This is a genomic window from Streptomyces sp. NPDC058683 (assembly GCF_042716195.1).
In the GTDB taxonomy this organism is placed as follows: domain Bacteria; phylum Actinomycetota; class Actinomycetes; order Streptomycetales; family Streptomycetaceae; genus Streptomyces.
Genome location: NZ_JBHXSK010000008.1, coordinates 51,550 through 76,213, shown reverse-complemented (window position 1 = coordinate 76,213; position 24,664 = coordinate 51,550). Strand labels below are relative to the sequence as shown.

Genomic DNA, 24,664 nt, shown 5'->3' with positions numbered 1-24,664 from the left:
CGAGTGCGGTCACCCGGATGCACCTGCTGGGCACTGGGGATAAACCTCCCGAATCCGACTCTTCACGCTCCTGTTTCCGGGCTGTCAGCGCCGGGTGGCAGGATCGGCTCATGTCAGACGCGCTCGATGCCACCCCCTACGACGCCCTGCTCCTGCTCTCCTTCGGCGGCCCGGAAGGCCCGGACGACGTGGTCCCGTTCCTGGAGAACGTGACGCGCGGGCGCGGTATCCCGAAGGAACGTCTCAAGGAAGTCGGGCAGCACTACTTCCTGTTCGGCGGGGTCAGCCCGATCAACGACCAGAACCGCACCCTGCTGGATGCCCTGCGCAAGGACTTCGCCGAGCACGGCCTGGACCTGCCGATCTACTGGGGCAACCGCAACTGGGCGCCGTATCTGACGGACACCCTGCGCGAGATGGTCGCCGACGGCCGCCGCCGCATCCTGGTGCTCGCCACCAGCGCCTACGCCTCCTACTCGGGCTGCCGCCAGTACCGCGAGAACCTCGCGGACTCGCTGGCCGAGCTGGCGGCCGAGGGCCTCGAACTCCCGAAGATCGACAAGCTGCGGCACTACTTCAACCACCCCGGCTTCCTCGACCCGATGATCGACGGGGTGCTCCAGTCCCTCGCCGACCTCCCCGAGGGCGTCCGTGCGGGCGCCCACATCGCCTTCACCACCCACTCCATCCCGACCGCGAGCGCCGACACCTCGGGGCCGGTCGAGACCCACGGGGAGGGCGGCGCGTACGTCGAGGAGCACCTGGACGTGGCCCAGCTGATCGCCGACGCGGTCCGCGAGCGCACCGGCATCGACCACCCCTGGCGGCTCGTCTACCAGTCCCGCTCCGGCGCCCCGCACATCCCGTGGCTGGAGCCCGACATCTGCGACCACCTGGAGACGCTGCACGGCGCCGGGGTCCCGGCCGTCGTCATGGCCCCCATCGGCTTCGTCTCCGACCACATGGAGGTCCTCTACGACCTCGACACGGAGGCCACGGCCAAGGCCGGGGAACTGGACCTGCCGGTACGGCGGTCCGCGACCGTCGGGGACGACCCGCGGTTCGCCGCCGCGATCCGTGAGCTGGTCCTGGAGCGCGCGGCCGTGGAGATCGGGCGGGAGGTCACGCCGTGCGCGCTGGGCGCGCTGGGCGCGAGCCACAACCTGTGCCCGGTCGGCTGCTGCCCGGCCCGCGCCCCCCGCCCGGCCGCGGCCGGCGCCGACAGCCCGTACGCGTGAGGAGCCCCGTGACCGACCCCCTGCACACCGATCTGCTCGAGCTCGCCCGGGAGGCGGCAGCCCGCGCGGGCGAGCTGCTGCGGGACGGCCGCCCGGCCGACCTCGCCGTGGCCCGGACCAAGTCCAGCCCGATCGATGTCGTGACCGAGATGGACATCGCGGCGGAGAAGCTGATCACCGACCTGATCTCCGGGCACCGTCCCGACGACGGCTTCCTCGGGGAGGAGGGCGCGTCGACGGAGGGCACGAGCGGGATCCGCTGGGTGATCGACCCGCTCGACGGCACGGTCAACTACCTGTACGGGCTGCCGACCTGGGCGGTCTCCATCGCGGCCGAGCAGGACGGCGAGACCGTGGCCGGGGTCGTGGCGGCGCCGATGCGCGGCGAGACGTACCACGCGGTGCGGGGCGGCGGAGCCTGGGCGACCGGGGCGTGGGAGGGCGAGCGGGAGCTGCGCTGCCGCCCGGCGCCGCCGCTGGAGCAGGCGCTGGTCTCGACCGGCTTCAACTACGTGACGGAGGTCCGCACCCACCAGGCCGAGGTCGCCGCCCGGCTGATCCCGCTGCTCCGCGACGTACGCCGGAGCGGGTCGGCGGCGATCGACCTGTGCGATGTGGCCTGCGGCCGGCTGGACGGGTACTACGAGCGCGGGCTGAACGCGTGGGACTGGGGTGCGGGCGACCTGATCGCGAGAGAGGCCGGCGCGCTCACGGGCGGGCGCCCCGGGGAACCCCCGTCCCGCGCCCTGACGATCGCGGCCACTCCGGGCGTCTTCGAGCCGCTCCAGCACCTGCTGGACGACTTCGGAGCCTGGCACGACTGAGCCCCGGACGTGGGCCTCGCATGGCGCATGCAGGCTTGGGCCGGGTGGGGCTGTCGGGAGTGGTGTGGGGCCAGGGGGGCCCGGGTTCTTTGGGCCTGGGGGGAATCGAACGTTGTTGCGGTGGGTAGTGGTCAAGGTATGAGCAGGGCCCCGGCGCTGGATTCGCCGGGGCCCTGCTCCTGTGCCGGTGAGGTGCTGCTGCGGGACTGTCAGACGCTGGTCGCGCCGACTTCCACGCCGTGTTCGGCGGCGAGGCGGCGCAGGTCGTCGAGCTCGGCCTGTTCCACTTCGACAAGGAAGTCGTCGCCCTCGTCACGAGCCCGGGTGATGTCGGACTCGGTCGCCTTTATGCGCTGCAGAAGTCCTGTGGTGAATGCGTCCATGCTGCGCCCCCTCGTCCTGGGTCGTGGGTCGGTGGCACGGGGGTGTGCCGTTGGAAGGGGCGATCACGTCTCTCGCGGGTGCCCAGCGCTGCCCTGCTGGGCGGCGACGGTGCCGGACACCCCCATCGTCCACTCTGCTGTAGCGGCGACGTACGTACCGCATGGTGCTGCGGCACATGCAGAGCGTGATCGCGGGGTGTACATGCCGTCCTCCCCCCGCTCCCTTCCGTGGAAACCTCAACCGGAAGAGAAAATCTCGCATTCCCGCCCGGCACCGCCGATCCTGCTGCCCCGGCCCCCGTCTTACTGCCGACTTATGGCCGAAAAGGGCAGGATGGAGGCCACACACCCCATGGAGACCCCTGCCCACGTGCGCCGGTGCGCGCTACGCGGGTGGACAGAGGAAGGACAAGCGACGTGCGCGTACTCGTCGTCGAGGACGAGCAACTGCTCGCCGATGCGGTGGCCACCGGACTGCGCCGGGAGGCCATGGCCGTCGACGTCGTGTACGACGGTGCGGCCGCTCTGGAGCGCATCGGCGTCAACGACTACGACGTGGTCGTCCTCGACCGCGACCTCCCCCTCGTGCACGGCGACGACGTCTGCCGCAGGATCGTCGAGCTCGGCATGCCCACGCGCGTGCTGATGCTCACCGCGTCCGGTGACGTCAGCGACCGCGTGGAGGGCCTGGAGATCGGCGCCGACGACTACCTTCCCAAGCCCTTCGCGTTCAGCGAGCTGATCGCGCGGGTGCGCGCCCTCGGCCGCCGTACCAGCGTGCCGCTGCCCCCGGTCCTGGAGCGCGCCGGCATCAAGCTCGACCCGAACCGCCGCGAGGTCTTCCGCGACGGCAAGGAGGTCCAGCTCGCCCCCAAGGAGTTCGCGGTCCTGGAGGTGCTGATGCGCAGCGAGGGCGCGGTGGTCAGCGCCGAGCAGCTCCTTGAGAAGGCCTGGGACGAGAACACGGACCCCTTCACCAACGTCGTACGGGTGACGGTGATGACGCTGCGCCGCAAGCTGGGCGAGCCCGCCGTGATCGTCACCGTCCCCGGCTCGGGTTACCGGATCTGATGACCGTGGCGACCACTCCCGCACCTCCGCAGGCACCCCCCAAGCCCACCTGGGACCCCCGCAGACCACAGCCCGTCTTCCCGTGGCTGCGCCCCACCATCCGCATACGGCTCACCCTGCTGTACGGCGGCATGTTCCTGATCGCCGGCATCCTGCTGCTTTCGATCATCTACCTGCTCGCCGCGCAGGCGATCAGCACCGGCAACCAGCCGCTGTTCAAGATCGTCAAATTCACGGCGCTCCAGGTCTCCAGCGACAACTGCCCCGCGATCAACATGGCCAGCACCACCTCCTCCTCCGTGCCGCTGCCGGACTTCAACAACGCGATCGCCCAGTGCGTGGACCACCAGCGCCAGGCGGCCCTGGACGACCTGCTGAGCCGTTCGCTGCTGGCCCTGCTGGGCCTCGCCGTGATCGCCTTCGCGTTCGGGTACGCGATGGCCGGACGGGTGCTGTCCCCGCTCGGCCGGATCACCCGCACCGCCCGCGCGGTGGCCGGCTCGGACCTGTCCCGCCGGATCGAGCTGGACGGCCCGGACGACGAGCTCAAGGAGCTCGCGGACACCTTCGACGACATGCTGGAGCGACTGCAACGGGCCTTCACCGCCCAGCAGCGCTTCGTCGGCAACGCCTCCCACGAGCTGCGCACGCCCCTGGCGATCAACCGCACGCTCCTGGAGGTGCACCTCTCGGACCCCGGTGCGCCCGTGGAGCTGCAACAGCTCGGCAAGACCCTGCTGGCCACCAATGAACGCAGCGAGCAGCTCGTGGAGGGCCTGCTGCTGCTCGCCCGCAGCGACAACCAGATCGTCGAGCGCAAACCGGTCGACCTGGCCGAGGTGGCCGCCCAGGCCGTCGACCAGGTGCACGCCGAGGCGGAGGCCAAGGGCGTGACCATCCGGGGCGTGCGGAAGCCGGCGGTCGTGCAGGGCAACGGCGTCCTGCTGGAGCGGATCGCGCTGAACCTGGTGCAGAACGCGGTGCGCCACAACGTGCCCGAGGACGGCTGGGTCGAGGTCGACACCGACATCCAGCACGGCCAGGCGGTACTCTCCGTCTCCAACACCGGTCCGGTGGTGCCGGCGTACGAGATCGACAACCTGTTCGAGCCCTTCAGGCGGCTCCGTACCGAGCGCACGGGCAGCGACAAGGGTGTCGGCCTCGGTCTGTCCATCGTCCGGTCCGTGGCCCGGGCGCACGGCGGCCACATCGCGGCCCAGCCCCGTGAGGGCGGTGGGCTCGTGATGAGGGTCACCCTGCCGATCTGATGCCGTTACAAGATCGCGACACACGCGGAGGATGTTCGCTTTGCGCGGAATTTTCTGTCGGCGTGGCGTGCTAGCCCTTGTGTGATCGATCACAAGGGCGGTTTTCCGGCCATATACTCTCCGTGATCATGGCTGGGGGAATAAAGCCGGGAAAATCCCTGTTTTCAGGGGTCTTGATCACGGGAAGTACAGGGTGAGGCGCCTTTGAGGTGTCTCGTGAGAACCGTGTACGGTCCCCATCGCCATTCAACCCGATCACTCTTGAGGGATCCGGTTGGGTGTCGATTGAGTAACAGACCTTGATGTGAGGCAAAATCTCCGCCTCGGGTCGGGCACAAGTCCGGCCTCTCACGCGTTACGTGCGCTGGAGACACCGCAGACACCCAGAGGGGGAGAGCGACATGGCAACCGATTACGACACTCCACGCAAGACCGACGATGACGTCGACTCGGACAGCCTTGAAGAGCTGAAGGCTCGGAGGAACGACAAGTCCACGTCCTCGGTGGACGTAGACGAGTTCGAGGCCGCCGAAGGCCTGGAGCTGCCCGGCGCGGACCTCTCGAACGAGGAGCTGGCCGTCCGGGTGCTGCCCAAGCAGCAGGACGAGTTCACCTGCATGAGCTGCTTCCTGGTGCACCACCGCAGCCAGCTGGCCCGGGAGAAGAACGGTCAGCCGATCTGCCGCGACTGCGACTGAGGAGGGGTCGGGCATGACTGGCTCGACCCCACCTCGGAAGCGCCGCTTCTCTCTTCCGGGAGCGGACTCCGGGCCGTCCGACGGCCCGCGCGCGCGTGACGACGGGCGAGGCTCATCCGATCCGGGAGCCTCGCTCGAACCGGCGGCCGACCGGGGTGACCTCCCGGCGCCGGCGGACCGGCCCGCGCCCGTCGCCAGGCGACGGGGCGGGGCCATCCGTGACAGGGCCGTGAACCTGGCCCGGGAAGGTGCCCGTAAGGGCAGCAGCCGGGCGCGAGCGGGGCTGGCCTACCTCGCGGACCGGATCATCGAGATCGCCCCTCGTGTCCCCGTACGCGACCTCGCGACCCTGCGCCGGCAGTTCCCCGACCTGGGGCCGGAGCAGCTCGCCGACAAGCTGGTGGCGGGCGCGGCGGGTGCGACCTCGGCGGTCGGGGCCGGGGTCGGCGCGGCGGCGATGCTGCCGGTGCCGCCGGCGATGCCGACCGAGCTGGCCGCGGAGATCACCGGGGTCGCGGCGATCGAGCTGAAGCTCATCGCCGAGCTCCACGAGGTCTACGGCGTGCGGCCGCCGGGGAACCTGAAGGCCCGCAGCACCGCGTATCTGTCCTCCTGGTCGGGGGAGCGCGGGATCGACGTGATGAAGCCGTCGACGATCAACGGCGCCCTCGGCGGGCACATGAAGCGCGAGCTGCGCCAGCAGATCATGAAGCGGATGGTGCGGGACCTGCCCAACCTGATGCCGTTCATGGTGGGCGCCGCGGTGGGCGCGGTCATGAACCGCCGGGACACCAAGAAGCTCGCGGCGCGGATCCGGGCGGACCTGAGAAAGATCCAGGTGCCGTGGGAGGAGCTGCCCGAGCTGCCGCCGCTGGAGAAGCCGGCGGAGCCGCTGCCGATCGCCGAGCTGCCGGAGGACCTCGGCGGCTGACGCCGGCCGGCGGAGAGATCTACCGGTCCTACTGGGCCTTCTTCGCGGCCTCGATCGCCGCCGCCAGAGCCTCCGGCTCCCGCGTCGACAGGTACAGGTACGGCGTCGGGTCCGCCGGGTCCGTGACCTCCACGCGCAGGGCCCTCGGGATGTAGGCGCGCAGCAGGAGGAAGGCGCGGACATCGGCCTTGTACGTGCGCCAGGCGCGCGCCTCCTCCGGGTCCAGGACCTCAGAGGTGCCCAGGGCGGACACCGGGATCTTCGCCTCGCCCGCGATCAGCGAGTCGCCCACCACCCGGATGCGCGGGGAGCCGTACGAACTGGCCACCACCGCTGCCGCCGCCGTGCCGCCCACCAGGCCGCCCAGCGTCGGCAGAGTGCCGAAGGGAAGCAGGACCAGGGCGCACGAGACGCCGATCAGGAAGCTGAGGAACCACCACGACCGGGGGGCCGTGAGGCGTTCTTCGTACGGGGTGGCGGAGAGCTGCATGGAGCCAAGCTTGGCACGGTGTCCGGATTCACCGGACGCGCGGGTAAGGTCTGCGCCTGTGAGTGGTAGTTCCGCAGCTCTTCAGCCTCCCGCCAGTGCCCGGCAACCGGTGCGGCATCCCGACGCTCCCGCGCCCGGCGAGCTCATCGGCGCGCACTACGAACAGTGTTTCGGGTGCGGTCGCGAGCATGCGCACGGGCTGCATCTGGAGGTACGGGCCGGCGAGGGTGTCTCCCTCACCGCCGAGTTCACCGTGCGGGCCGCCCACCAGGGCGCCCCGGGCCTCGCTCACGGCGGTGTCCTCGCCAGCGCTCTCGACGAGACGCTCGGCTCGCTGAACTGGCTGCTGCGGAAGATCGCCGTCACCGGACGGCTGGAGACCGACTTCGTACGGCCGGTGCCCGTGGGCACCACGCTGTACCTGGCGGCCGAGGTCGTCGCGGTGGCCGGCCGGAAGATCTACTCGACCGCCACCGGGCGCCTGGACGGCCCCGGCGGACCCGTCGCCGTCCGTGCCGACGCCCTCTTCGTGGAGGTACCGGTCGAGCACTTCGTCGACAACGGCCGCGAGGAAGAGATCAAGGCCGCCATGAACGACCCGGACCAGATCCGGCGCACCCGCGCCTTCGAGGTGAACCCGTGAACCCCGCATCCCCCGTGAGCCCGCTCGACGTGCTCATCCGCCGTGTCGACCCCGGCGTACCGCTTCCGGCGTACGAGCACCCCGGTGACGCGGGGGCCGATCTGCGGACCACCGAGGCGTGCGAGCTGAAGCCCGGCGAACGGGCGGTACTGCCCACAGGGGTGTCGATCGCCCTCCCGGACGGGTACGCGGCCTTCGTACACCCTCGTTCGGGGCTCGCCGCCCGGTGCGGTGTGGCCCTCGTGAATGCCCCGGGGACGATTGATGCCGGGTACCGTGGGGAGATCAAGGTGATCGTGGTGAATCTCGACCCGCACGAGGCTGTGCGGTTCGAGCGCTTCGACCGGATTGCCCAACTGGTCGTCCAGCAGGTCGAGAAGGTCCGCTTCCAGGAGGTGGCGGAGCTTCCCGGCTCGGCGCGGGCCGAGGGGGGCTTCGGGTCCACCGGCGGGCATGCCGCGGTGGGCGACGTGAGCGGCACAAGCGGTCAGGCCGCCGACGGTGGCCGGACGGGTGGGAATCGATACGCTTCGGTCGTATCCGACCGGGAAGGACAGTGACGTGTTCGGACGTCGCAACAAGAAGGGTGCCGCCGAGGACGCGGCCGGCGAGGCCGAGCAGGTCGTCGACAGCGTCGGCACCGAGGCGGACGAGGAAGAGGGCGAGCGCGAGCGCGTACGCCTGGAACCGGAGCCCCGGCCCGACGGGCCGTGGGACGACTCCGAGGTGCGCGAGCCGGGCGAGGGCCGGGTGGATCTCGGCGGGCTGTTCGTGCCCGGCGTCGACGGCATGGAGCTGCGGGTCGAGGTCGCGGGTGACGCGATCGTCGCGGCGACCGTGGTGCTCAAGGACAGTGCCGTGCAGTTGCAGGCCTTCGCCGCGCCCAAGCGCGAGGGCATCTGGGGCGAGGTGCGTGAGGAGATCGGCTCCGGCATCACCCAGCAGGGCGGCATCGTCGACGAGGTCGAGGGTCCGCTGGGCTGGGAGCTGCGCGCCCAGGTGCCGGTACAGCTGCCGGACGGCACGGGCGGCTTCCAGGTCGTGCGGTTCGTCGGTGTGGACGGTCCGCGCTGGTTCCTGCGCGGTGTGATCTCCGGGCAGGGCGCGGTGCAGCCGCAGGCCGCCGGGCTCCTGGAGCAGATCTTCCGGGACACGGTCGTGGTCCGCGGCGAGGGCCCGATGGCTCCCCGTGACCCGATCGTCCTGAAGCTGCCGAACGACGCCCAGATGGTCCCCGAGGGCGTCCAGCAGCAGGAGGAGGGTTCGCGCTTCTCCGGCGGCATGGGCCAGCTCCAGCGCGGACCGGAGATCACCGAGGTCCGCTAGGCGCTCCGCCGGGAGAGCCGTTCGAGAGCCGCACCCTTCGGGGTGCGGCTCTTTTGTGTGCGCACCCTCTTGACGGCGCATTGGTCTGTACCTACGGTCACGGCTCAACGCGCCGTTCATAAAGGCGCTTCACGTTCACCCACATGAACGAGAGGCCTTCAGGTATGCGCAGAACCGGACTCCTCGCGGCCGTCGTCGCCCTCGTCCTCGGAGCCCTTTCCTGGCCGGCCCAGGCCGCCCCAGCCACCTTCGTCCATCCCGGAGTCACCGTCTCCAGGGCCCAGCTGGACTTCGCCCGCACCGAGGTACTGGCCGGCGCCCAGCCCTGGAAGGCGGCCTATGACCAGATGATGGCGAGCAAGTACGCCGACCTGAACCGGACGCCCGCACCCAGGGCGACGGTCGAGTGCGGGTCGTACTCGAACCCCAACTACGGCTGCACCGACGAGCGCGAGGACGCGATCGCCGCCTACACCGACGCCCTCGCCTGGTACATCACCAAGGACGCCCGCTACGCCCAGAAGGCCATCCAGATCATGGACGCCTGGTCGGCCACCATCACCAGTCACACCAACAGCAACGCGCCTCTGCAGACCGGCTGGGCCGGCTCCTCCTGGCCGAAGGCCGCCGAGATCATCAGGTACACGTACACCGGCACCTGGGCGAACGAGGCCCGCTTCGCCACCATGCTGCGCAACGTCTACCTCCCCACCGTCATCAAGGGCTCCAACTCCAACGGCAACTGGGAGCTGACGATGTTGGAGGCCGCCGTCGGCATCTCCGTCTTCCTGGAGGACAAGGCGTCGTACGACACGGCCATGGCGAAGTTCCGCACCCGCACGGCCGCCTATGTCTACCTGGCCTCCGACGGGTCGGTGCCGAAGACCGTGCCTAGCCAGAACCTCGACACCACCGCCAAGATCGTCTCCTACTGGCAGGGCCAGTCCACCTTCGTCACCGGCCTCACCCAGGAGACCTGCCGCGACTTCACCCACACCGGCTACGGCATCTCCTCGATCTCGCACGTCGCCGAGACCAGCCGGATCCAGGGCCAGGACCTCTACGGCACCGACGTGGGCGAGCGGCTGCGGCAGGCGCTCGGCTTCCAGTCCAAGTACCAGCTGGGCACCGCCGTCCCCAGCTGGCTCTGCGGCGGCTCCCTGACCCTCGGCCTCGGGCCCGTCACCGAGGTCGGCTACAACGCCCTCCACAACCGGCTGGGCATCGCCATGACCAACACCCAGACGCTCACCCAGAACAACCGTCCCGCGGGCTCCAACAACCTCTTCGTGGCCTGGGAGACCCTCACTCACGGCGACAACCCCAACTGAGTCACCTGATGCCCCGCGGGGCCCTCAGAGAGGCCCGCGGGGCACATCAGGGTTCCGTCAAAGATGCCCGCCGTCGAACTGCCTGTCCCATTCGCCGGGATTGTTGGCCGTAAGGTCGACGCTGCGTAGGCGGCAGTAAGCGGAAGACAATGGGACCATGGCACGCGGCAAGCTTCGGATCTATCTCGGTGCGGCACCGGGCGTGGGCAAGACCTACGCCATGCTCTCCGAGGCCCACCGGCGCGTGGAGCGCGGCACCGACTGCGTGGTCGCCTTCGTCGAGCACCACAACCGGCCGCGCACCGAGGTGATGCTGCACGGCCTGGAGCAGGTTCCGCGCAAGGAGCTGGAGTACCGGGACGCCCTCTTCACGGAGATGGACGTGGACGCCGTGCTGCGCCGCGCCCCCGCCGTCGCCCTGGTGGACGAACTCGCCCACACCAACATTCCCGGTTCCCGCAACGCCAAGCGCTGGCAGGACGTCGAGGAACTGCTGGCGGCCGGGATCGACGTCGTCTCGACCGTCAACATCCAGCACCTGGAGTCCCTCGGCGATGTCGTCGAGTCCATCACGGGAGTGCGCCAGCGCGAGACCGTGCCCGACGAGGTGGTGCGGCGCGCGGACCAGATCGAGCTGGTCGACATGTCGCCCCAGGCGCTGCGCCGGCGCATGGCCCACGGCAACATCTACAAGTCGGACAAGGTCGACGCGGCCCTGTCCAACTACTTCCGGCCGGGCAACCTCACCGCCCTGCGCGAACTGGCGCTGCTGTGGGTGGCCGACCGGGCCGACGAGTACCTGAAGCAGTACCGCAACGAGCACCGGGTCTCCGCGATCTGGGGCTCGCGGGAGCGGATCGTCGTCGGGCTCACCGGCGGGCCCGAGGGGCGCACGCTGATCCGGCGGGCCGCGCGGCTCGCCGAGAAGGGCGCCGGCGGCGAGGTCCTCGCCGTCTACATATCCCGCAGCGACGGCCTGACCTCGGCCTCCCCGAAGGAACTCGCCGTCCAGCGCACCCTGGTCGAGGACCTCGGCGGCACCTTCCACCAGGTCGTCGGTGAGGACATCCCCGCGGCCCTGCTCGACTTCGCACGCGGGGTCAACGCCACCCAGATCGTGCTCGGCTCCTCCCGCCGCAAGGCCTGGCAGTACGTCCTCGGGCCCGGCGTCGGCGCCACGGTCGCCCGCGAGTCGGGACCCGACCTGGACGTCCACATCGTCACCCACTCCGAGGCCGGCAAGGGACGCGGGCTGCCGGTGGCCCGGGGCGCCCGGCTCGGGCGCGGCCGGATCATCGCGGGCTGGCTGGTCGGCCTGGTCGGCCCGGCCGTCCTGGCGGTGCTGCTGAACACCGTCTTCCTCGGCCTCGCCAACGACATGCTGCTCTTCCTGACCCTCACGGTCGCGGCCGCGCTGCTCGGCGGGCTCTACCCGGCGCTGGCCTCGGCGGCCTTCGGGTCCCTGCTCCTGAACTACTTCTACACCCCGCCCCTGCACCGGCTGACCATCGCCGATCCGAAGAACATCGTGGCCATCGTGATCTTCTTCGGGGTCGCGCTGTCCGTCGCCTCGGTCGTGGACCTCGCCGCCCGGCGCACCCACCAGGCCGCCCGGCTGCGCGCCGAGTCCGAGATCCTCTCCTTCCTCGCCGGCAACGTGCTGCGCGGCGAGACCAGCCTCGAGGAACTGCTCGAGCGGGTACGGGAGACCTTCGGCATGGAGTCCGCCGCCCTCCTGGAGCGGGCGGGCGACGTCGAGCCGTGGAGCTGCGCCGGGCGCGCCGGTGTCGGCCCCGCCCTGCAGCGGCCCGAGGACGCCGACGTCGACGTGCCCATAGGCGACCACATGGCCCTCGCCCTGACCGGCCGGGTACTGCCCGCCGAGGACCGCCGGGTGCTCGCCGCCTTCGCCGCCCAGGCAGCCGTCGTCCTGGACCGCAGACGCCTTCAGGAGGAGGCCGAACAGGCCCGCACGCTCGCCGAGGGCAACCGGATCCGTACGGCCCTGCTGGCCGCCGTCAGCCATGATCTGCGCACCCCGCTCGCCGGGATCAAGGCGGCGGTGTCGTCGCTGCGCTCGGACGACGTGGCGTGGTCCGAGGAGGACCAGGCGGAGCTGCTGGAGGGCATCGAGGAGGGCGCCGACCGGCTCGACCACCTCGTCGGCAACCTGCTCGACATGTCCCGCCTGCAGACCGGCACCGTCACCCCGATCGTCCGTGAGATCGACCTCGACGAGGTGGTCCCGATGGCGCTGGTCGGGGTGCCCGAGGGCAGCGTCGATCTGGACGTCCCCGAGACCCTGCCCATGGTCGAGGCCGACGCCGGGCTCCTGGAGCGGTCGGTGGCCAACCTGGTCGAGAACGCGGTCAAGTACAGCCCGACCGACCGGCCCGGCGATGTGGTCGTGGTATCCGCCAGCGCCATCGCCGACCGCGTGGAGCTGCGGATCGTGGACCGCGGGCCCGGCGTGCCCGACGATGCCAAAGAACGCATATTCGAGCCCTTCCAGCGCTACGGTGACGCTCCGCGCGGTGCCGGGGTCGGACTGGGGCTCGCCGTCGCCCGGGGCTTCACCGAGGCGATGGGCGGCACCCTCAACGCCGAGGACACGCCCGGTGGAGGCCTCACCATGGTCCTCACCCTTCGCGCGGCAGGATCGGTGACCGCAGCAGCAGAACCCGTGGCGGAAGCAGCAGCACAGGCCGCGGCAGAACCGGAAAGGCAGGCCTCATGACCCGTGTGCTCGTGGTCGACGACGAGCCGCAGATCGTGCGTGCCCTCGTGATCAACCTCAAGGCGCGCAAGTACGAGGTCGACGCGGCCCCCGACGGCCGTACCGCCCTCGAACTGGCCGCCTCCCGCCACCCCGACGTGGTCGTCCTCGACCTCGGCCTGCCCGACATGGACGGCGTCGAGGTGATCAAGGGGCTGCGCGGCTGGACCCGGGTGCCGATCCTGGTGCTCTCCGCCCGCCACTCCTCCGACGAGAAGGTCGAGGCGCTCGACGCGGGCGCCGACGACTACGTCACCAAGCCCTTCGGCATGGACGAGCTGCTGGCCCGCCTGCGGGCCGCCGTCCGCCGGGCCGAGCCGGTCGCCGGGGGCGGCGAGGACGACGTTTTGGTGGAGACCGAGGGGTTCACCGTCGACCTGGCCGCGAAGAAGGTCAACCGGGCCGGCCGGGACGTCCGGCTGACCCCCACCGAGTGGCATCTGCTGGAGGTGCTGGTCCGCAACACCGGCCGGCTGGTCAGCCAGAAGCAGCTGCTGCAGGAGGTGTGGGGGCCGTCGTACGGGACGGAGACCAACTACCTGCGCGTGTACATGGCACAACTGCGCCGGAAGCTGGAGGCAGACCCCTCGCACCCCAAGCACTTCATCACAGAGCCGGGGATGGGCTACCGGTTCGAGAAGTGAGGGTTCGAGAAGTGAACCGGGCGGCCGGTTCGGGAAACGGGCCGGGGTGTGGGCTGGACTACGGCAGTGTCGGTTCGCCCCGGTACGCTTCAGACATGAGTGCTGTTCCTCGTTCCGAAAAGCCGGCCGGCCGGTTCCGGCGCATGCTGGGCCGGCTGTCCTCGTCGCAGGAGGACCTGGAGTCCGAGGAGCTGCGCGAGGACGCCGACACGGCGGGCTGCATCCGGATCGGCGACTGTCAGGACCGACAGATCGTCACCGTTACTGGTACCTTGCGCACGGTCACCCTGCGGCCGCGCGCCGGAGTCCCGGCCCTGGAGGCCGAGCTGTTCGACGGCTCCGCGGCACTGGACGTGGTGTGGCTCGGCAGGCGCTCCATCGTGGGCATAGAACCGGGGCGCAGGCTGATCGCATCGGGCCGGATCTCGCTGAGCCGGGGCCGCCGGGTGCTGTTCAATCCCAAGTACGAACTGAGACCCCTCGGTAGGGAGTAGCCGGTGACGTCGCTCGACAAGCCGACCGAAGACACTCAGGCGGCGGACGATGCGCGGGCGGTGACCGAGGCCGCGCTGTTCGAGGCCTTCGGCGGCGTGCGCGGCATGGTCGAGACGGTGCTGCCCGGCCTGCTGTTCGTCACGATCTTCACCATCAACAAGGACCTGCACTGGTCGGCGATCGCCGCCCTCGCGGTCTCCGTGGTGCTGGTCGTGGTCCGCCTGGTCATGAGGGACACCGTCAAGCACGCCTTCAGCGGGGTCTTCGGCGTCGCCTTCGGTGTCGTCTTCGCGATGATGACCGGCAACGCCAAGGACTTCTACCTGCCCGGCATGCTCTACACGCTGGGCCTGGCGCTGGCGTACATCATCACCACGCTGTGCGGGGTGCCGCTGATCGGCCTGATCCTCGGCCCGGTCTTCAAGGAGAACCTCTCCTGGCGCACCCGCAACCCCGGCCGCAAGAAGGCGTACGCCAAGGCCAGCTGGGCCTGGGGCCTGATCCTGCTCGCCAAGTGCGCGATCCTCTTCCCGCTGTACTGGTGGGCCAACACGGCCCAGCTCGGCTGGGTGCTGGTCGCGCTGAAGATCCCGCCGTTCCTGCTCGCCGTCTGGCTCACCTGGGTCTTCCTGGCGAAGGCGCCGGCGCCGATCGACGTCTTCGCCGAGATGGAGGCGGAGGAGAAGGCCGAGGAGGAGCGCAAGGCCGCGCAGGCCGCGCAGGCCGAGGAGAGCGGCGAGCCCTCCGGCGGACGGCACCGCAAGTAGACGGCTGCACGTGTACGACAGAAGGGCGCCCTCCGTTTACGCGGAGGGCGCCCTTCTTCCTGCGCTGTGTCAGACCTGCCTGCGCTGCCTCAGACGTCTTCCCGCCGTACCGACAGCAGGTCCTCCAGCTGCTCCTCGCGGGCCTGGGCGGCCACGAACAGGAGTTCGTCGCCCGCCTCCAGGGAGTCCTCGCGCGAGGGGGTGAGGACCCGGGTGCCCCGGATGATCGTGACCAGGGAGGTGTCCTCGGGCCACTCCACATCGCCGACCTGGGTGCCGGCCAGGGCCGACTCCTCGGGCAGGGTCAGCTCCACCAGGTTGGCGTCGCCGTGGCTGAAGCGGAGCAGCCGGACCAGGTCGCCGACGCTCACCGCCTCCTCGACCAGGGCGGACATCAGGCGGGGCGTCGAGACGGCGACGTCCACGCCCCAGGCCTCGTTGAACAGCCACTCGTTCTTGGGGTTGTTGACCCGGGCGACGACGCGCGGAACGCCGTACTCCGTCTTCGCGAGGAGCGAGACGACCAGGTTCACCTTGTCGTCGCCCGTCGCGGCGATCACGACGTTGCAGCGCTGCAGCGCCGCCTCGTCCAGGGAGGTGATCTCACAGGCGTCGGCGAGCAGCCACTCCGCCTGCGGGACCCGCTCGACCGAGATGGCGGTCGGGGCCTTGTCGATCAGCAGGACCTCGTGGCCGTTCTCCAGCAGCTCGCCCGCGATCGAGCGGCCGACGGCGCCGGCTCCGGCAATGGCGACCCTCATCAGTGACCGCTCTCCTCTTCCGGACCCCCGGCGAAGGCGGCCTCGACCTTGTCGACGTCGTCCGTCCGCATCATCACATGCACCAGATCGCCCTCCTGCAGCACCGTCTGCGAGGTGGGCAGCATCGCCTCACCGAGCCGGGTGAGGAACGCGACCCGGACGCCGGTCTCCTCCTGGAGCGTGCTGATCTTGTGGCCGACCCACTTCGGGGAGGCGTGCACCTCGGCGAGCTGGACCCCGCCGGTGGGGTCGCGCCACAGCGGCTCCGCCCCCGAGGGCAGCAGCCGGCGCAGCATCTGGTCGGCGGTCCAGCGGACCGTGGCGACGGTCGGGATGCCGAGGCGCTGGTAGACCTCGGCGCGGCGCGGGTCGTAGATGCGGGCCGCGACGTTCTCCACACCGAACATCTCGCGGGCCACCCGGGCCGAGATGATGTTCGAGTTGTCACCGCTGGAGACGGCGGCGAAGGCGCCGGCCTCCTCGATGCCCGCTTCGCGCAGGGTGTCCTGGTCGAAGCCGACCCCGGTGACCCGGCGGCCGCCGAATCCCGGGCCCAGCCTGCGGAAGGCGGTGGGGTCCTGGTCGATCACGGCGACCGTGTGCCCCTGTTGCTCCAGGGTCTGGGCGAGAGCGGAACCCACTCTGCCGCAGCCCATGATGACGATGTGCACGACCGTCCTTCCGGTGTCCAAAAGTTAGTGCTCAGCCCCATCAGGGTCTCAGACCGAGGCCCAAGCTACACACGCACCGTCCCGGCCGGGCACCCCTGTGCCACGGTCATCGCCGAGTGATGCTGCGCACGCTCCACGCTGTGAGGATTCCGAGGCCGACGAGGGCGACCGTGGCACCGATCAGTTCTGCGGTCGCGGGCATGAGACCTCCGAAGTGCGAAGACAGGCGGGGTCTGTCATCTAGGCACGAATGGCGCGAAGGCTGCGGAATCCGCAGTTCCGACCGTCACTTTTTTCACTCGGGAGGCAGATCCCGCACTGCGGCTGGAGGCCTGCCAGGTGGAAGGCCTACGATCCTCTCTCGTGTCCAAACTGACCGACGTGCCCAAACGGATCCTGATCGGGCGCGCTCTGCGCAGCGACCGGCTGGGCGAAACGCTCCTGCCGAAGCGCATCGCACTCCCCGTCTTCGCCTCCGACCCGCTGTCCTCCGTCGCCTACGCGCCGGGGGAGGTCCTGCTGGTCCTGTCCATCGCGGGTGTGTCGGCCTACCACTTCAGCCCCTGGATCGCGCTCGCGGTCATCGTGCTGATGTTCACGGTGGTCGCCTCCTACCGGCAGAACGTGCACGCCTACCCGAGCGGCGGCGGCGACTACGAGGTCGCCACCACCAACCTCGGGAACAAGGCCGGCCTCACCGTCGCCAGCGCCCTGCTCGTCGACTACGTCCTGACCGTCGCCGTCTCCATCGCCTCCGGCATCGAGAACCTCGGCTCGGCGATCCCCTTCGTGGTCGAGCACAAGGTCTTCTGCGCGGTCACCGTGATCGTGCTGCTGACCCTGATGAACCTGCGCGGCGTGAAGGAGTCCGGCAAGCTCTTCGCGATCCCGACGTACGTGTTCGTCGGCGGCGTCTTCGTCATGATCGCGTGGGGCGCGTTCCGGGGCCTGGTCCTCGGGGACACGATGCGGGCACCCACCGCCGGCTACCACATCAAGGCCGAGCACCAGGGCCTGGCCGGCTTCGCCCTGGTCTTCCTGCTGCTGCGCGCCTTCTCCTCCGGCTGTGCCGCGCTCACCGGAGTCGAGGCGATCTCCAACGGCGTCCCGGCCTTCCGCAAGCCCAAGTCGAAGAACGCGGCGACCACGCTGGCCGCGATGGGTCTGCTGGCGGTCACCATGTTCTGCGGCATCATCGCGCTCGCCATGGTCACCAAGGTCCGCATGGCCGAGAACCCGGCCACCGACCTGCTCCACAACGGCGTCGCGATCGGCTCCGGCTACGTCCAGAACCCGGTGATCTCCCAGGTCGCCGAGGCCGTCTTCGGCAAGGGCAGCTTCCTGTTCATCCTGCTCGCCGCCGCCACCGCCCTGGTCCTGTTCCTGGCGGCGAACACCGCGTACAACGGCTTCCCCCTGCTCGGCTCGATCCTCGCCCAGGACCGCTACCTGCCCCGCCAGCTGCACACCCGCGGCGACCGCCTCGCCTTCTCCAACGGCATCGTGCTGCTCGCCGGCGCCGCCGCCCTGCTGGTGGTCATCTACGGCGCCGACTCGACCCGCCTCATCCAGCTGTACATCGTCGGTGTGTTCGTGTCCTTCACGCTCAGCCAGACCGGCATGGTCCGGCACTGGAACCGCCACCTGGCGACCGAGAAGGACCCGGCCAAGCGCAGCCACATGATCCGCTCCCGCGCGATCAACGCGTTCGGCGCCTTCTTCACCGGCCTGGTGCTGGTCGTCGTCCTGGTCACGAAGTTCACCCACGGCGCCTGGGTGGCGCTGCTCGGCATGTGCATCTTCTACGCGACGATGACCGCGATCCGTAAGCACTACGACCGGGTCTCCGAGGAGATCTCGGCCCCCGAGGAGCCGGACGACGACCTGGTACGGCCCTCCCGCGTGCACTCGGTCGTCCTGATCTCCAAGATCCACCGTCCCACCCTGCGCGCCCTGGCCTACGCCAAGCTGATGCGCTCGGACACCCTGGAGGCGCTCACCGTCAACGTCGACCCGGCCGAGACGAAGGCGCTGCGCGAGGAGTGGGAGCGGCGCGGGATAGACGTGCCGCTGAAGGTCCTCGACTCGCCCTACCGCGAGATCACCCGGCCGATCATCGAGTACGTCAAGGGCCTGCGCGCCCAGTCCCCGCGGGACGCGGTCTCCGTGATCATCCCGGAGTACGTCGTCGGCCACTGGTACGAGCATCTGCTGCACAACCAGAGCGCCCTGCGTCTCAAGGGCCGGCTGCTGTTCACGCCGGGTGTCATGGTGACCTCGGTGCCCTACCAGCTGGAGTCCTCGGAGGTCGCGAGGAACCGGGCCCGCAAGCGGCAGGACTGGAACGCACCGGGCGCGGTCCGGCGCGGGCCGGCCGAACACCGGCCCAAGGAGCACAGCGGGGGGTGACCGCGGCCCGGAGGCCCCGGCGATCACGATCAGCCGGGGCGCCTCGGCGAGCACGTAGACTGGTGGGCTGTCGTCGGCCCATGCGCGGCCGTACCCCCTCTCGTTGATCTGGAGTCACCCCGCCATGCAGGCAGAACCGAACAAATCTCTGGTGGGGACGGAGTACGAGGTCGAGGTGGGCCCGGTCGCGCACGGCGGGCACTGCATCGCCCGGACCGCCGAGGGCCAGGTGCTGTTCGTCCGGCACGCGCTGCCCGGCGAGCGGGTCGTGGCCCGGGTGACCGAGGGTGAGGAGGGGGCCCGCTTCCTGCGCGCCGACGCGGTCGACATCGTGGACGCCTCCAAGGACCGCGTCGAGGCCCCCTGCCCCTACGCCGGCCCCGGCCGCTGCGGCGGCTGCGACTGGCAGCACGCCAAGCCGGGCGCCCAGCGCCGGCTCAAGGGCGAGGTGATCGCCGAGCAGCTGCGGCGGCTGGCCGGCCTGACGCCGGAGGAGGCGGGCTGGGACGGCACGGTGATGCCCGCCGAGGGCGACAAGCTGCCGGCGGGCGAGGTGCCGCAGTGGCGCACGCGCGTGCAGTACGCGGTCGACGCCGACGGCAACGCGGGACTGCGCCGGCACCGCTCGCACGAGGTGGAGCCGATCGAGCACTGCATGATCGCGGCGCCGGGCGTCAGCGAACTCGGCATCGAGGAGCGCGACTGGTCGGGCATGGTGTCGGTGGACGCGATCGCGGCGACCGGTTCCCAGGACCGGATGGTGATCCTGGAGCCCCGCCCCGGCGCCCGCCTGCCCCTGGTCGAACTGGACAAGCCGGTCTCGGTCCTGCGGGTGGACGAGAACGACGGCGGCATCCACCGTGTCCACGGCCGCGCCTTCGTCCGCGAGCGGGCCGACGGCCGCACCCACCGGGTGGGCAACGGCGGCTTCTGGCAGGTCCACCCGAAGGCGGCGGACACCCTGGTGACGGCGGTGATGCAGGGCCTGCTGCCGCGCAAGGGCGAGATGGCGCTGGACCTCTACTGCGGAGTCGGCCTGTTCGCCGGCGCCCTCGCCGACCGCCTCGGCGAGAAGGGCGCGGTGCTGGGCATCGAGTCCGGCAAGCGGGCGGTGGAGGACGCGCGCCACAACCTGGCCGACTTCCCGCGGGTCCGCGTGGAGCAGGGCAAGGTCGAGTCGGTCCTCCCGCGCACCGGAATCACCGAGGTCGACCTCATCGTCCTCGACCCGCCCCGCGCGGGCGCGGGCCGCAAGACGGTGGAGCACCTGACTTCGCTGGACGCCCGCCGCATCGCCTACGTCGCCTGCGACCCGGCCGCCCTCGCCCGCGACCTGGCGTACTTCCGGGACGGCGGGTACCGGGTGCGGACGCTGCGGGCGTTCGATCTGTTTCCGATGACGCATCATGTGGAGTGCGTGGCGATCCTGGAGCCTGCCGGAAAGGCCGCCTGACCTGCGGGTTCGGGTGGTGTGCGCTATGTGCGGTGTGGGCGTTACGGGCGATATCTTGACGCTGAAATGACGCTCGCCGGGGTATCTTGACGCTCGTTTGACGCTCGTTCTGATGGAGCGTCAGGCGGGGGTGGCGCCTCCTGGCGCAGTACGTCGACGAGTGCTTCGCAGAGACTCTTGGCGTCGTCCAGAGCCCGGCGGCACATGTCCTCGGTGAGCACCAGGCGCTGTCCGACCCGTGCTGAGGAAGCGGGCACCCGGGTCAGGTACTTCTCGTCCACGATGCCGTCGTTGTGGGTGAAGACGTGCCGGGCGGCCCAGGTTTCGAGGAGGCGCTGCCAGGTCTGTGGGCCGAGGGCGGCCCGCAGGTCGGGGTAGCCGGCGGTGATGAGCAGGTCGGCCATGGGGTCGAGGCGCTGGAAGATCCCTCCTTTGCCGACCAGGAGAGCGTTCGCGTTCGGCACGGTCGCTTGGAAGAGCGCAGAAGCCAGGGCCTCCACGGTCCCCACCACGTTCTCGACGGTGTCGACCCAGTTGCGGGTGAAGACTCCCTGCTCACGGAGTGGGGCTTTCACTTCAGGGGCAAGTGCTTCCAGCGCGTCCAGGCGAGCGGCGTCGGCCAGCAGTGCGTCGAAGGCCACCGAAGGGGCGGGGAGCTGACCGCACACGGGGCAGTACCGGTGGTCTGAGAAGACTGCGTATCGGTTGTGGCAACTCGCGCAGGTGCGGACGCGGATGAGTTGCTCTTCGTCGATCCCCGGCAAGGGTCGAGGGGAGAAGGGCCGGGACTTGTACGAGAAGGAGATGGCACCGCCTCGCGAGCGGCGGGCAAGGCCCCGGAACGTCTTGTCCAACTCCCGGCTGACCCTTTGCATGGCGAAGTCGCCTACCGCTCGCATGACGCGCTCGCGCTGCTGCTCGGTGATGAACTCCGAGTGTTCCGCGTGATGTCCGCAGTAGACGCACCAGAGGGTCAGGTTCTCCGGCAGGGCCTTGTACTGCTCGGCGTCCATACGGAAGATCAACGCGCATTCCGGGCACTGGCGGCCGAGGAACCCGTTGTCGTCGAAAGGGATGCTGATCTGCATCTTGAACGAGTCGTCCTGCTGGTCGACCAGCTCCACGCCGTCGGTCAGCCTGAATCTGTGATTGTCGCGCATGAGTTGATTGTTCTCCTCGGTACTGACATCGCCGTCCGGCCACGGGTCAGCGGTGGCAGGTGGCGCGCTCCTTGAACAGCTCGAAGCCTCGCTGCAGCATTGCGACGGTGCGGTCCGTGGCCCAGAACAGCACCTTCGGGGAGCTCGTGATCTGGGTGAGGTTCACGCGGCCGTGCGTGTTGACGACGTTGCGTTCCAGGATGCTGAGGGTGCCGTAGACGTCGCCGTGGGCCAGCGAACTGCAGCTGCTCCACACGACCTCGGCCTGGTCGGCGCCCATGGAGGTGAGGGCGCCTGCTTCACGCACGATCTCCGAGTATGTGGTGGGCCGGAGGGCCTTCTTTGCGTCGGCCGGGTCCGTCCCTGCGCTGACGACGAGGTCCGTCAACTGCTGCATGCGTACGGCCGGCGACCGCTTGGGCTGCTGTTGCAGGAGGGCGGTCATGCGGTCGGACTTCTTGTACTCGCCGGCCTGCGTGCACAGTCGCCTCTGGACGCGTACGAGGCGCAGAGCCGGACCCAGCATCCACACCGCGCGAGCGCTGTTCTCGAAGGCGCCGCGGAGGAGCGAGTACTGCCCGTGCGTGTGGAGCGTGATGGACACCGAGTTGTCGTGCGGGTCGCCCGCAAAAGTGGAACGGAAGCAGTGGAGATGGTCGACGGCCACGCTCAGTGCGTTCCAGGCATTGTGGGAGACCTGGTAGGGGTCGGTCTTGGCGTCGTCCCCGGCGAGGGCGCTGCCCGGCTGGACCTGCCACTGTTTGGAGTCGGTCTGGGTGAGGCTCTCGTACGGCCGGGCGCTGTCCAGCAGGGACAGAATCCGCCGGAGGAATTGATCTTCCTCGGTTGTGATTGTCACACCTTGAGGGTATGGGTGTTGCTCATGATGATGCGCGGCATTTACGTGCCTCGCTGAATCGTCAAGGCAGCAGGTCGGGACGGCCAGTTGGTGATTGGGGGCAGCCACATCGTGGAGGACCCGTTCGACTATCGGCGCCGCCGAGTTCGGCATGCGCTCCCTCTTCGAACAGGCCGCTGAGGAACGGTCACCTCGCGGCGGCGGACGAGGTGCGGGCCCGGTGGCGGCGTACCGCGTCGCGGTTGGCGCAGCGCAGGGAGCAGTAGCGCTGTCTGCCGGTGCGCGAGGTGTCCGCGAAGATCGTGGTGCACTCGGTGACGGCGCAGCGCTGGAGACGGTGCATGCCGCGACCGGCGAGATGGAGTGCGGTGCCCATCGCGAAGAGGGCGGACAGCAGTCGGCCGACGGACTGGTCGTCGTCGCGGTAGTGCACGTGCCAGCCGCTGTCGGCGTGGTCGGTCAGACGGGGATGGCTGGTGGATGCGGCGAGCATCGCGTTGACCAGGTGGGCGCGCTCGTGGTCGCCGGCGGCGTCGACGATCCTCTCCCATCGGTCGAGCGTGTCCAGGGTGTCGTCGAGGTCCTGTGGCGTGGCGGGGGAGTGCAGCACGAGCCCTGCGGCGCGGCAGCGGTCCGTGAGCTCGGCGGCGCTCGTCGGGCGGCGGTTCGCCAGGTCGGCGGCCAGGTTCACGGCATCCTCGCCGTAAGGGTTGAGGTGCGTAAGGCCATTACAGCAGGGGCGGAGTGGTGTGCGGCCCGGGTCGGGTGCGAGGGCGCCGGCCCGGACGCGCCGTCCCTGTCGTATGCCCAGAACGCGGAGCCCTGTCTTGTCTCGGCTGATACCGGCGCCCGGACCGCAACGCGTCCTCGCCTTCTCGAACTTCGTCTACACGATCGGCAGCGGTCTCTATCTGACCGCCGGCGTCCTGTACTTCACCCAGGGGGTCGGTCTCCCAGCCGACCAGGTCGGGCTCGGTCTCGGTATCGCCGGATGCGTCGCGCTGGTTCTAGGCATCGCCGTAGGTCATCTCGCGGACCGGCGAGGCCCGCGCGGCGTGTACCTCGCCACCCTGCTGGTCCAGGCACTGGCGACGGCCGGTTTCCTGCTGGCGGAGAGCTTCTGGGCGTTTCTGCTCGCCGTGAGCGCGGCCGGTGGTGCGAAGGCGGGCGGGCTGGCCGCGCGCAGTCCGCTGATCAGGCGCTACGGCGGCGACCGGCCGCAGGAATTCCGTGCCTATCTGAGAGCGGTGACCAACATCGGTGTCTCGTTCGGGGCCCTGCTCGCGGGATGGGCGGTTCAGGTTGGCACCCACGCCGCCTATCAACTCCTCGTCGTGGGCAACGCCGTCGCTTTCGCGGTCGCCGTGCTCCCGCTCCTCGCGCTGCCGCCCGTCGAGCCGGTCGTGGGTGGCGAAGGGCCCCGCTGGATCGCGTTGCGCGATCGCCCCTACCTCGTGCTCACCGCTCTGGACGGGGTCATGGCCGTCCAGTTCAAGGTGCTCACCGTGGCCGTACCGCTCTGGCTGATCGGCTTCACCGACGCCCCGCACTGGCTGGTCTCGGGCACCATGCTCACCGGGACCGTCATGGTCGTCCTCCTTCAGGTGCGTGCCAGCCGGGACGTCGACTCCCCGGCGGCCGGCGGGCGTGCCTACCGGCGCGCGGGTGCGGCCTTTCTCGTCGCGTGTGCGCTGATCCCGTTGTCCATGGGGGTACCGGCGTGGGTCGCCGTCGTGGTGCTGTTGACCGCGGTGGTGATCCACACGGTCGGGGAACTCTGGCACTCCGCCGGGGGCTTCGAGATCTCCTTCGCACTGGCCCCGGAGCGGGCCACCGGCCAGTACCTCGGTGTCTTCGGCTTGGGCGCCGGGCTGGCCGAGGCGTTTGGACCGGGCTTGCTCATCGACTTGTGCATCAGCTGGGGCCGGCCCGGCTGGTACGTCGTGGGGGCTCTGTTCGCCGTCACGGGCCTGGCGGTCCCGCCTGTGGTCAGTTGGGCGCAGCGCCCGAGGCTGGCAACACGGCAGTGGCTTCCGGACAGGCGCGCCAGCCACCGCGGTGTGTGACGTCCGTACCGGCAGCCGCGGAATCCGAGTCGCTCTGGAACCCCAATGTCCAGGTGCCCGAGTCGAGTTCGCCCCCCGGAGGCATGTGAGCGGGCCGCCGGGACCACGTCCGTCGTGTGGACCGGGCCGAGGGTGGGCTTGATGCCGACGATGCCGTTGAAGGCGGCCGGGACTCGGACGGAGCCCGCTGTGTCCGTGCCGAGGACGATGCCGGCGATGCCCCGCGCGACGGTGACCCCCGAACCCGAGCCAGAGCCGCCGGAGACCTTCTCAGGACGCAGCGCCGCCCGCACCGGGCCGTAAGGGGCGCGGCTGCCGATCAGGCCCGTGGCGAACTGGTCCATGTTCCTTTTGCCGAGGTGGCGGGGGCAGGCCGCCTCGCTCTTTCTCCTCTTGTCAG

At 70.1% G+C, this 24,664-nt stretch carries 24 protein-coding genes and 1 pseudogene; 17 read left to right on the top strand and 8 right to left on the bottom strand.

The genetic code is table 11. The features are described 5' to 3' along the window. Positions 1–110 precede the first annotated feature (110 nt). Together ACFWXC_RS10700 and ACFWXC_RS10695 are read left to right on the top strand one after the other, a co-directional pair. Positions 111–1,238, top strand: a complete 1,128-nt coding sequence (locus ACFWXC_RS10700) for a ferrochelatase (RefSeq protein WP_384476300.1) — start codon at positions 111–113, stop codon at positions 1,236–1,238. An 8-nt stretch (positions 1,239–1,246) separates the two neighbouring features. Further along, positions 1,247–2,062, top strand: coding sequence for an inositol monophosphatase family protein (locus ACFWXC_RS10695; protein ID WP_384476298.1), 816 nt, complete (start codon positions 1,247–1,249; stop codon positions 2,060–2,062). A 209-nt stretch (positions 2,063–2,271) separates the two neighbouring features. Here ACFWXC_RS10695 and ACFWXC_RS10690 read toward each other — a convergent pair whose 3' ends face one another. After that, positions 2,272–2,445 (bottom strand): hypothetical protein, encoded by a 174-nt coding sequence (locus ACFWXC_RS10690; RefSeq protein ID WP_165939545.1) that lies wholly within the window; start codon positions 2,443–2,445, stop codon positions 2,272–2,274. Positions 2,446–2,862: 417 nt separating this feature from the next. Here ACFWXC_RS10690 and ACFWXC_RS10685 point away from each other — a divergent pair, with 417 nt between their 5' ends. The 4 genes from ACFWXC_RS10685 (at position 2,863) to ACFWXC_RS10670 (ending at position 6,413) form a co-directional block, all read left to right on the top strand. After that, entirely contained in the window at positions 2,863–3,516 is a 654-nt protein-coding gene (locus ACFWXC_RS10685; RefSeq protein WP_351728548.1) for a response regulator transcription factor, read from the top strand. 5 nt (positions 3,517–3,521) lie between these two features. Further along, a complete protein-coding gene (locus tag ACFWXC_RS10680) occupies positions 3,522–4,784 on the top strand; it encodes a sensor histidine kinase (protein WP_384476677.1) in 1,263 nt (420 codons plus the stop codon). A gap of 401 nt (positions 4,785–5,185) precedes the next feature. Further along, positions 5,186–5,482 carry a DUF4193 domain-containing protein gene (locus ACFWXC_RS10675; RefSeq protein ID WP_003997302.1) on the top strand — a complete coding sequence of 99 codons (297 nt, stop codon included), beginning with the start codon at positions 5,186–5,188 and terminating at the stop codon, positions 5,480–5,482. Positions 5,483–5,495: 13 nt separating this feature from the next. After that, complete coding sequence (locus ACFWXC_RS10670; RefSeq protein WP_384476294.1) at positions 5,496–6,413, top strand: hypothetical protein; 918 nt, start codon at positions 5,496–5,498, stop codon at positions 6,411–6,413. 28 nt (positions 6,414–6,441) lie between these two features. Here ACFWXC_RS10670 and ACFWXC_RS10665 read toward each other — a convergent pair whose 3' ends face one another. Continuing rightward, the gene (locus tag ACFWXC_RS10665; protein ID WP_384476291.1) at positions 6,442–6,903 is read right to left on the bottom strand and encodes a DUF3093 domain-containing protein; all 462 of its coding nucleotides are present in this window, start codon (positions 6,901–6,903) and stop codon (positions 6,442–6,444) included. A gap of 58 nt (positions 6,904–6,961) precedes the next feature. On the opposite strand from ACFWXC_RS10665, the gene ACFWXC_RS10660 reads away from it, so the two are divergent. The 8 genes from ACFWXC_RS10660 to ACFWXC_RS10625 all read left to right on the top strand — a co-directional run bounded on the left by ACFWXC_RS10660 (position 6,962) and on the right by ACFWXC_RS10625 (position 14,885). Further along, positions 6,962–7,546: a PaaI family thioesterase gene (locus ACFWXC_RS10660; RefSeq protein WP_384476288.1), complete on the top strand. Its 585-nt coding sequence runs from the start codon at positions 6,962–6,964 to the stop codon at positions 7,544–7,546. Then, positions 7,543–8,106 (top strand): dUTP diphosphatase, encoded by a 564-nt coding sequence (dut, locus tag ACFWXC_RS10655; RefSeq protein WP_384476285.1) that lies wholly within the window; start codon positions 7,543–7,545, stop codon positions 8,104–8,106. The genes ACFWXC_RS10660 and dut overlap by 4 nt, the downstream gene beginning before the upstream one ends. Position 8,107: 1 nt before the next feature. Next, the gene (locus ACFWXC_RS10650; RefSeq protein WP_351710003.1) at positions 8,108–8,872 is read left to right on the top strand and encodes a DUF3710 domain-containing protein; all 765 of its coding nucleotides are present in this window, start codon (positions 8,108–8,110) and stop codon (positions 8,870–8,872) included. A gap of 164 nt (positions 8,873–9,036) precedes the next feature. After that, positions 9,037–10,203 carry an alginate lyase family protein gene (locus ACFWXC_RS10645; protein ID WP_384476281.1) on the top strand — a complete coding sequence of 389 codons (1,167 nt, stop codon included), beginning with the start codon at positions 9,037–9,039 and terminating at the stop codon, positions 10,201–10,203. 157 nt (positions 10,204–10,360) lie between these two features. Beyond that, complete coding sequence (locus ACFWXC_RS10640; protein ID WP_384476278.1) at positions 10,361–12,940, top strand: ATP-binding protein; 2,580 nt, start codon at positions 10,361–10,363, stop codon at positions 12,938–12,940. Continuing rightward, positions 12,937–13,623, top strand: coding sequence for a response regulator (locus ACFWXC_RS10635; protein ID WP_351710013.1), 687 nt, complete (start codon positions 12,937–12,939; stop codon positions 13,621–13,623). The genes ACFWXC_RS10640 and ACFWXC_RS10635 overlap by 4 nt, the downstream gene beginning before the upstream one ends. Positions 13,624–13,718: 95 nt before the next feature. After that, positions 13,719–14,117: an OB-fold nucleic acid binding domain-containing protein gene (locus tag ACFWXC_RS10630; protein WP_351325771.1), complete on the top strand. Its 399-nt coding sequence runs from the start codon at positions 13,719–13,721 to the stop codon at positions 14,115–14,117. Positions 14,118–14,120: 3 nt separating this feature from the next. Beyond that, the gene (locus ACFWXC_RS10625; RefSeq protein WP_384476274.1) at positions 14,121–14,885 is read left to right on the top strand and encodes a DUF3159 domain-containing protein; all 765 of its coding nucleotides are present in this window, start codon (positions 14,121–14,123) and stop codon (positions 14,883–14,885) included. A gap of 89 nt (positions 14,886–14,974) precedes the next feature. Here ACFWXC_RS10625 and ACFWXC_RS10620 read toward each other — a convergent pair whose 3' ends face one another. Further along, positions 14,975–15,646, bottom strand: a complete 672-nt coding sequence (locus ACFWXC_RS10620; protein ID WP_351710019.1) for a TrkA family potassium uptake protein — start codon at positions 15,644–15,646, stop codon at positions 14,975–14,977. After that, a complete protein-coding gene (locus ACFWXC_RS10615; protein ID WP_351325777.1) occupies positions 15,646–16,317 on the bottom strand; it encodes a TrkA family potassium uptake protein in 672 nt (223 codons plus the stop codon). The genes ACFWXC_RS10620 and ACFWXC_RS10615 overlap by 1 nt, the downstream gene beginning before the upstream one ends. 363 nt (positions 16,318–16,680) lie before the next feature. On the opposite strand from ACFWXC_RS10615, the gene ACFWXC_RS10610 reads away from it, so the two are divergent. Next, a complete protein-coding gene (locus tag ACFWXC_RS10610) occupies positions 16,681–18,726 on the top strand; it encodes an APC family permease (RefSeq protein WP_384476270.1) in 2,046 nt (681 codons plus the stop codon). Positions 18,727–18,850: 124 nt separating this feature from the next. Next, positions 18,851–20,179, top strand: coding sequence for a class I SAM-dependent RNA methyltransferase (locus tag ACFWXC_RS10605; protein ID WP_384476267.1), 1,329 nt, complete (start codon positions 18,851–18,853; stop codon positions 20,177–20,179). A gap of 41 nt (positions 20,180–20,220) precedes the next feature. On the opposite strand, the gene ACFWXC_RS10600 is transcribed toward ACFWXC_RS10605, so the two are convergent. From ACFWXC_RS10600 to ACFWXC_RS10590, 3 genes are all read right to left on the bottom strand, one after another. Next, positions 20,221–21,303 (bottom strand): hypothetical protein, encoded by a 1,083-nt coding sequence (locus tag ACFWXC_RS10600; RefSeq protein WP_384476264.1) that lies wholly within the window; start codon positions 21,301–21,303, stop codon positions 20,221–20,223. Between the two features lie 82 nt (positions 21,304–21,385). Continuing rightward, on the bottom strand, positions 21,386–22,198 hold the full coding sequence (locus ACFWXC_RS10595) for a hypothetical protein (RefSeq protein ID WP_384476262.1): 813 nt from the start codon (positions 22,196–22,198) through the stop codon (positions 21,386–21,388). A gap of 187 nt (positions 22,199–22,385) precedes the next feature. Continuing rightward, on the bottom strand, positions 22,386–22,889 hold the full coding sequence (locus ACFWXC_RS10590) for a CGNR zinc finger domain-containing protein (protein WP_384476259.1): 504 nt from the start codon (positions 22,887–22,889) through the stop codon (positions 22,386–22,388). Between the two features lie 136 nt (positions 22,890–23,025). Here ACFWXC_RS10590 and ACFWXC_RS10585 point away from each other — a divergent pair, with 136 nt between their 5' ends. Beyond that, on the top strand, positions 23,026–24,264 hold the full coding sequence (locus ACFWXC_RS10585) for an MFS transporter (protein ID WP_384476256.1): 1,239 nt from the start codon (positions 23,026–23,028) through the stop codon (positions 24,262–24,264). A gap of 83 nt (positions 24,265–24,347) precedes the next feature. Here ACFWXC_RS10585 and ACFWXC_RS10580 read toward each other — a convergent pair. Then, positions 24,348–24,623 (bottom strand): annotated as a pseudogene (locus ACFWXC_RS10580) (amidase family protein); the annotation flags it as partial. Between the last annotated feature and the right edge of the window lie 41 nt (positions 24,624–24,664).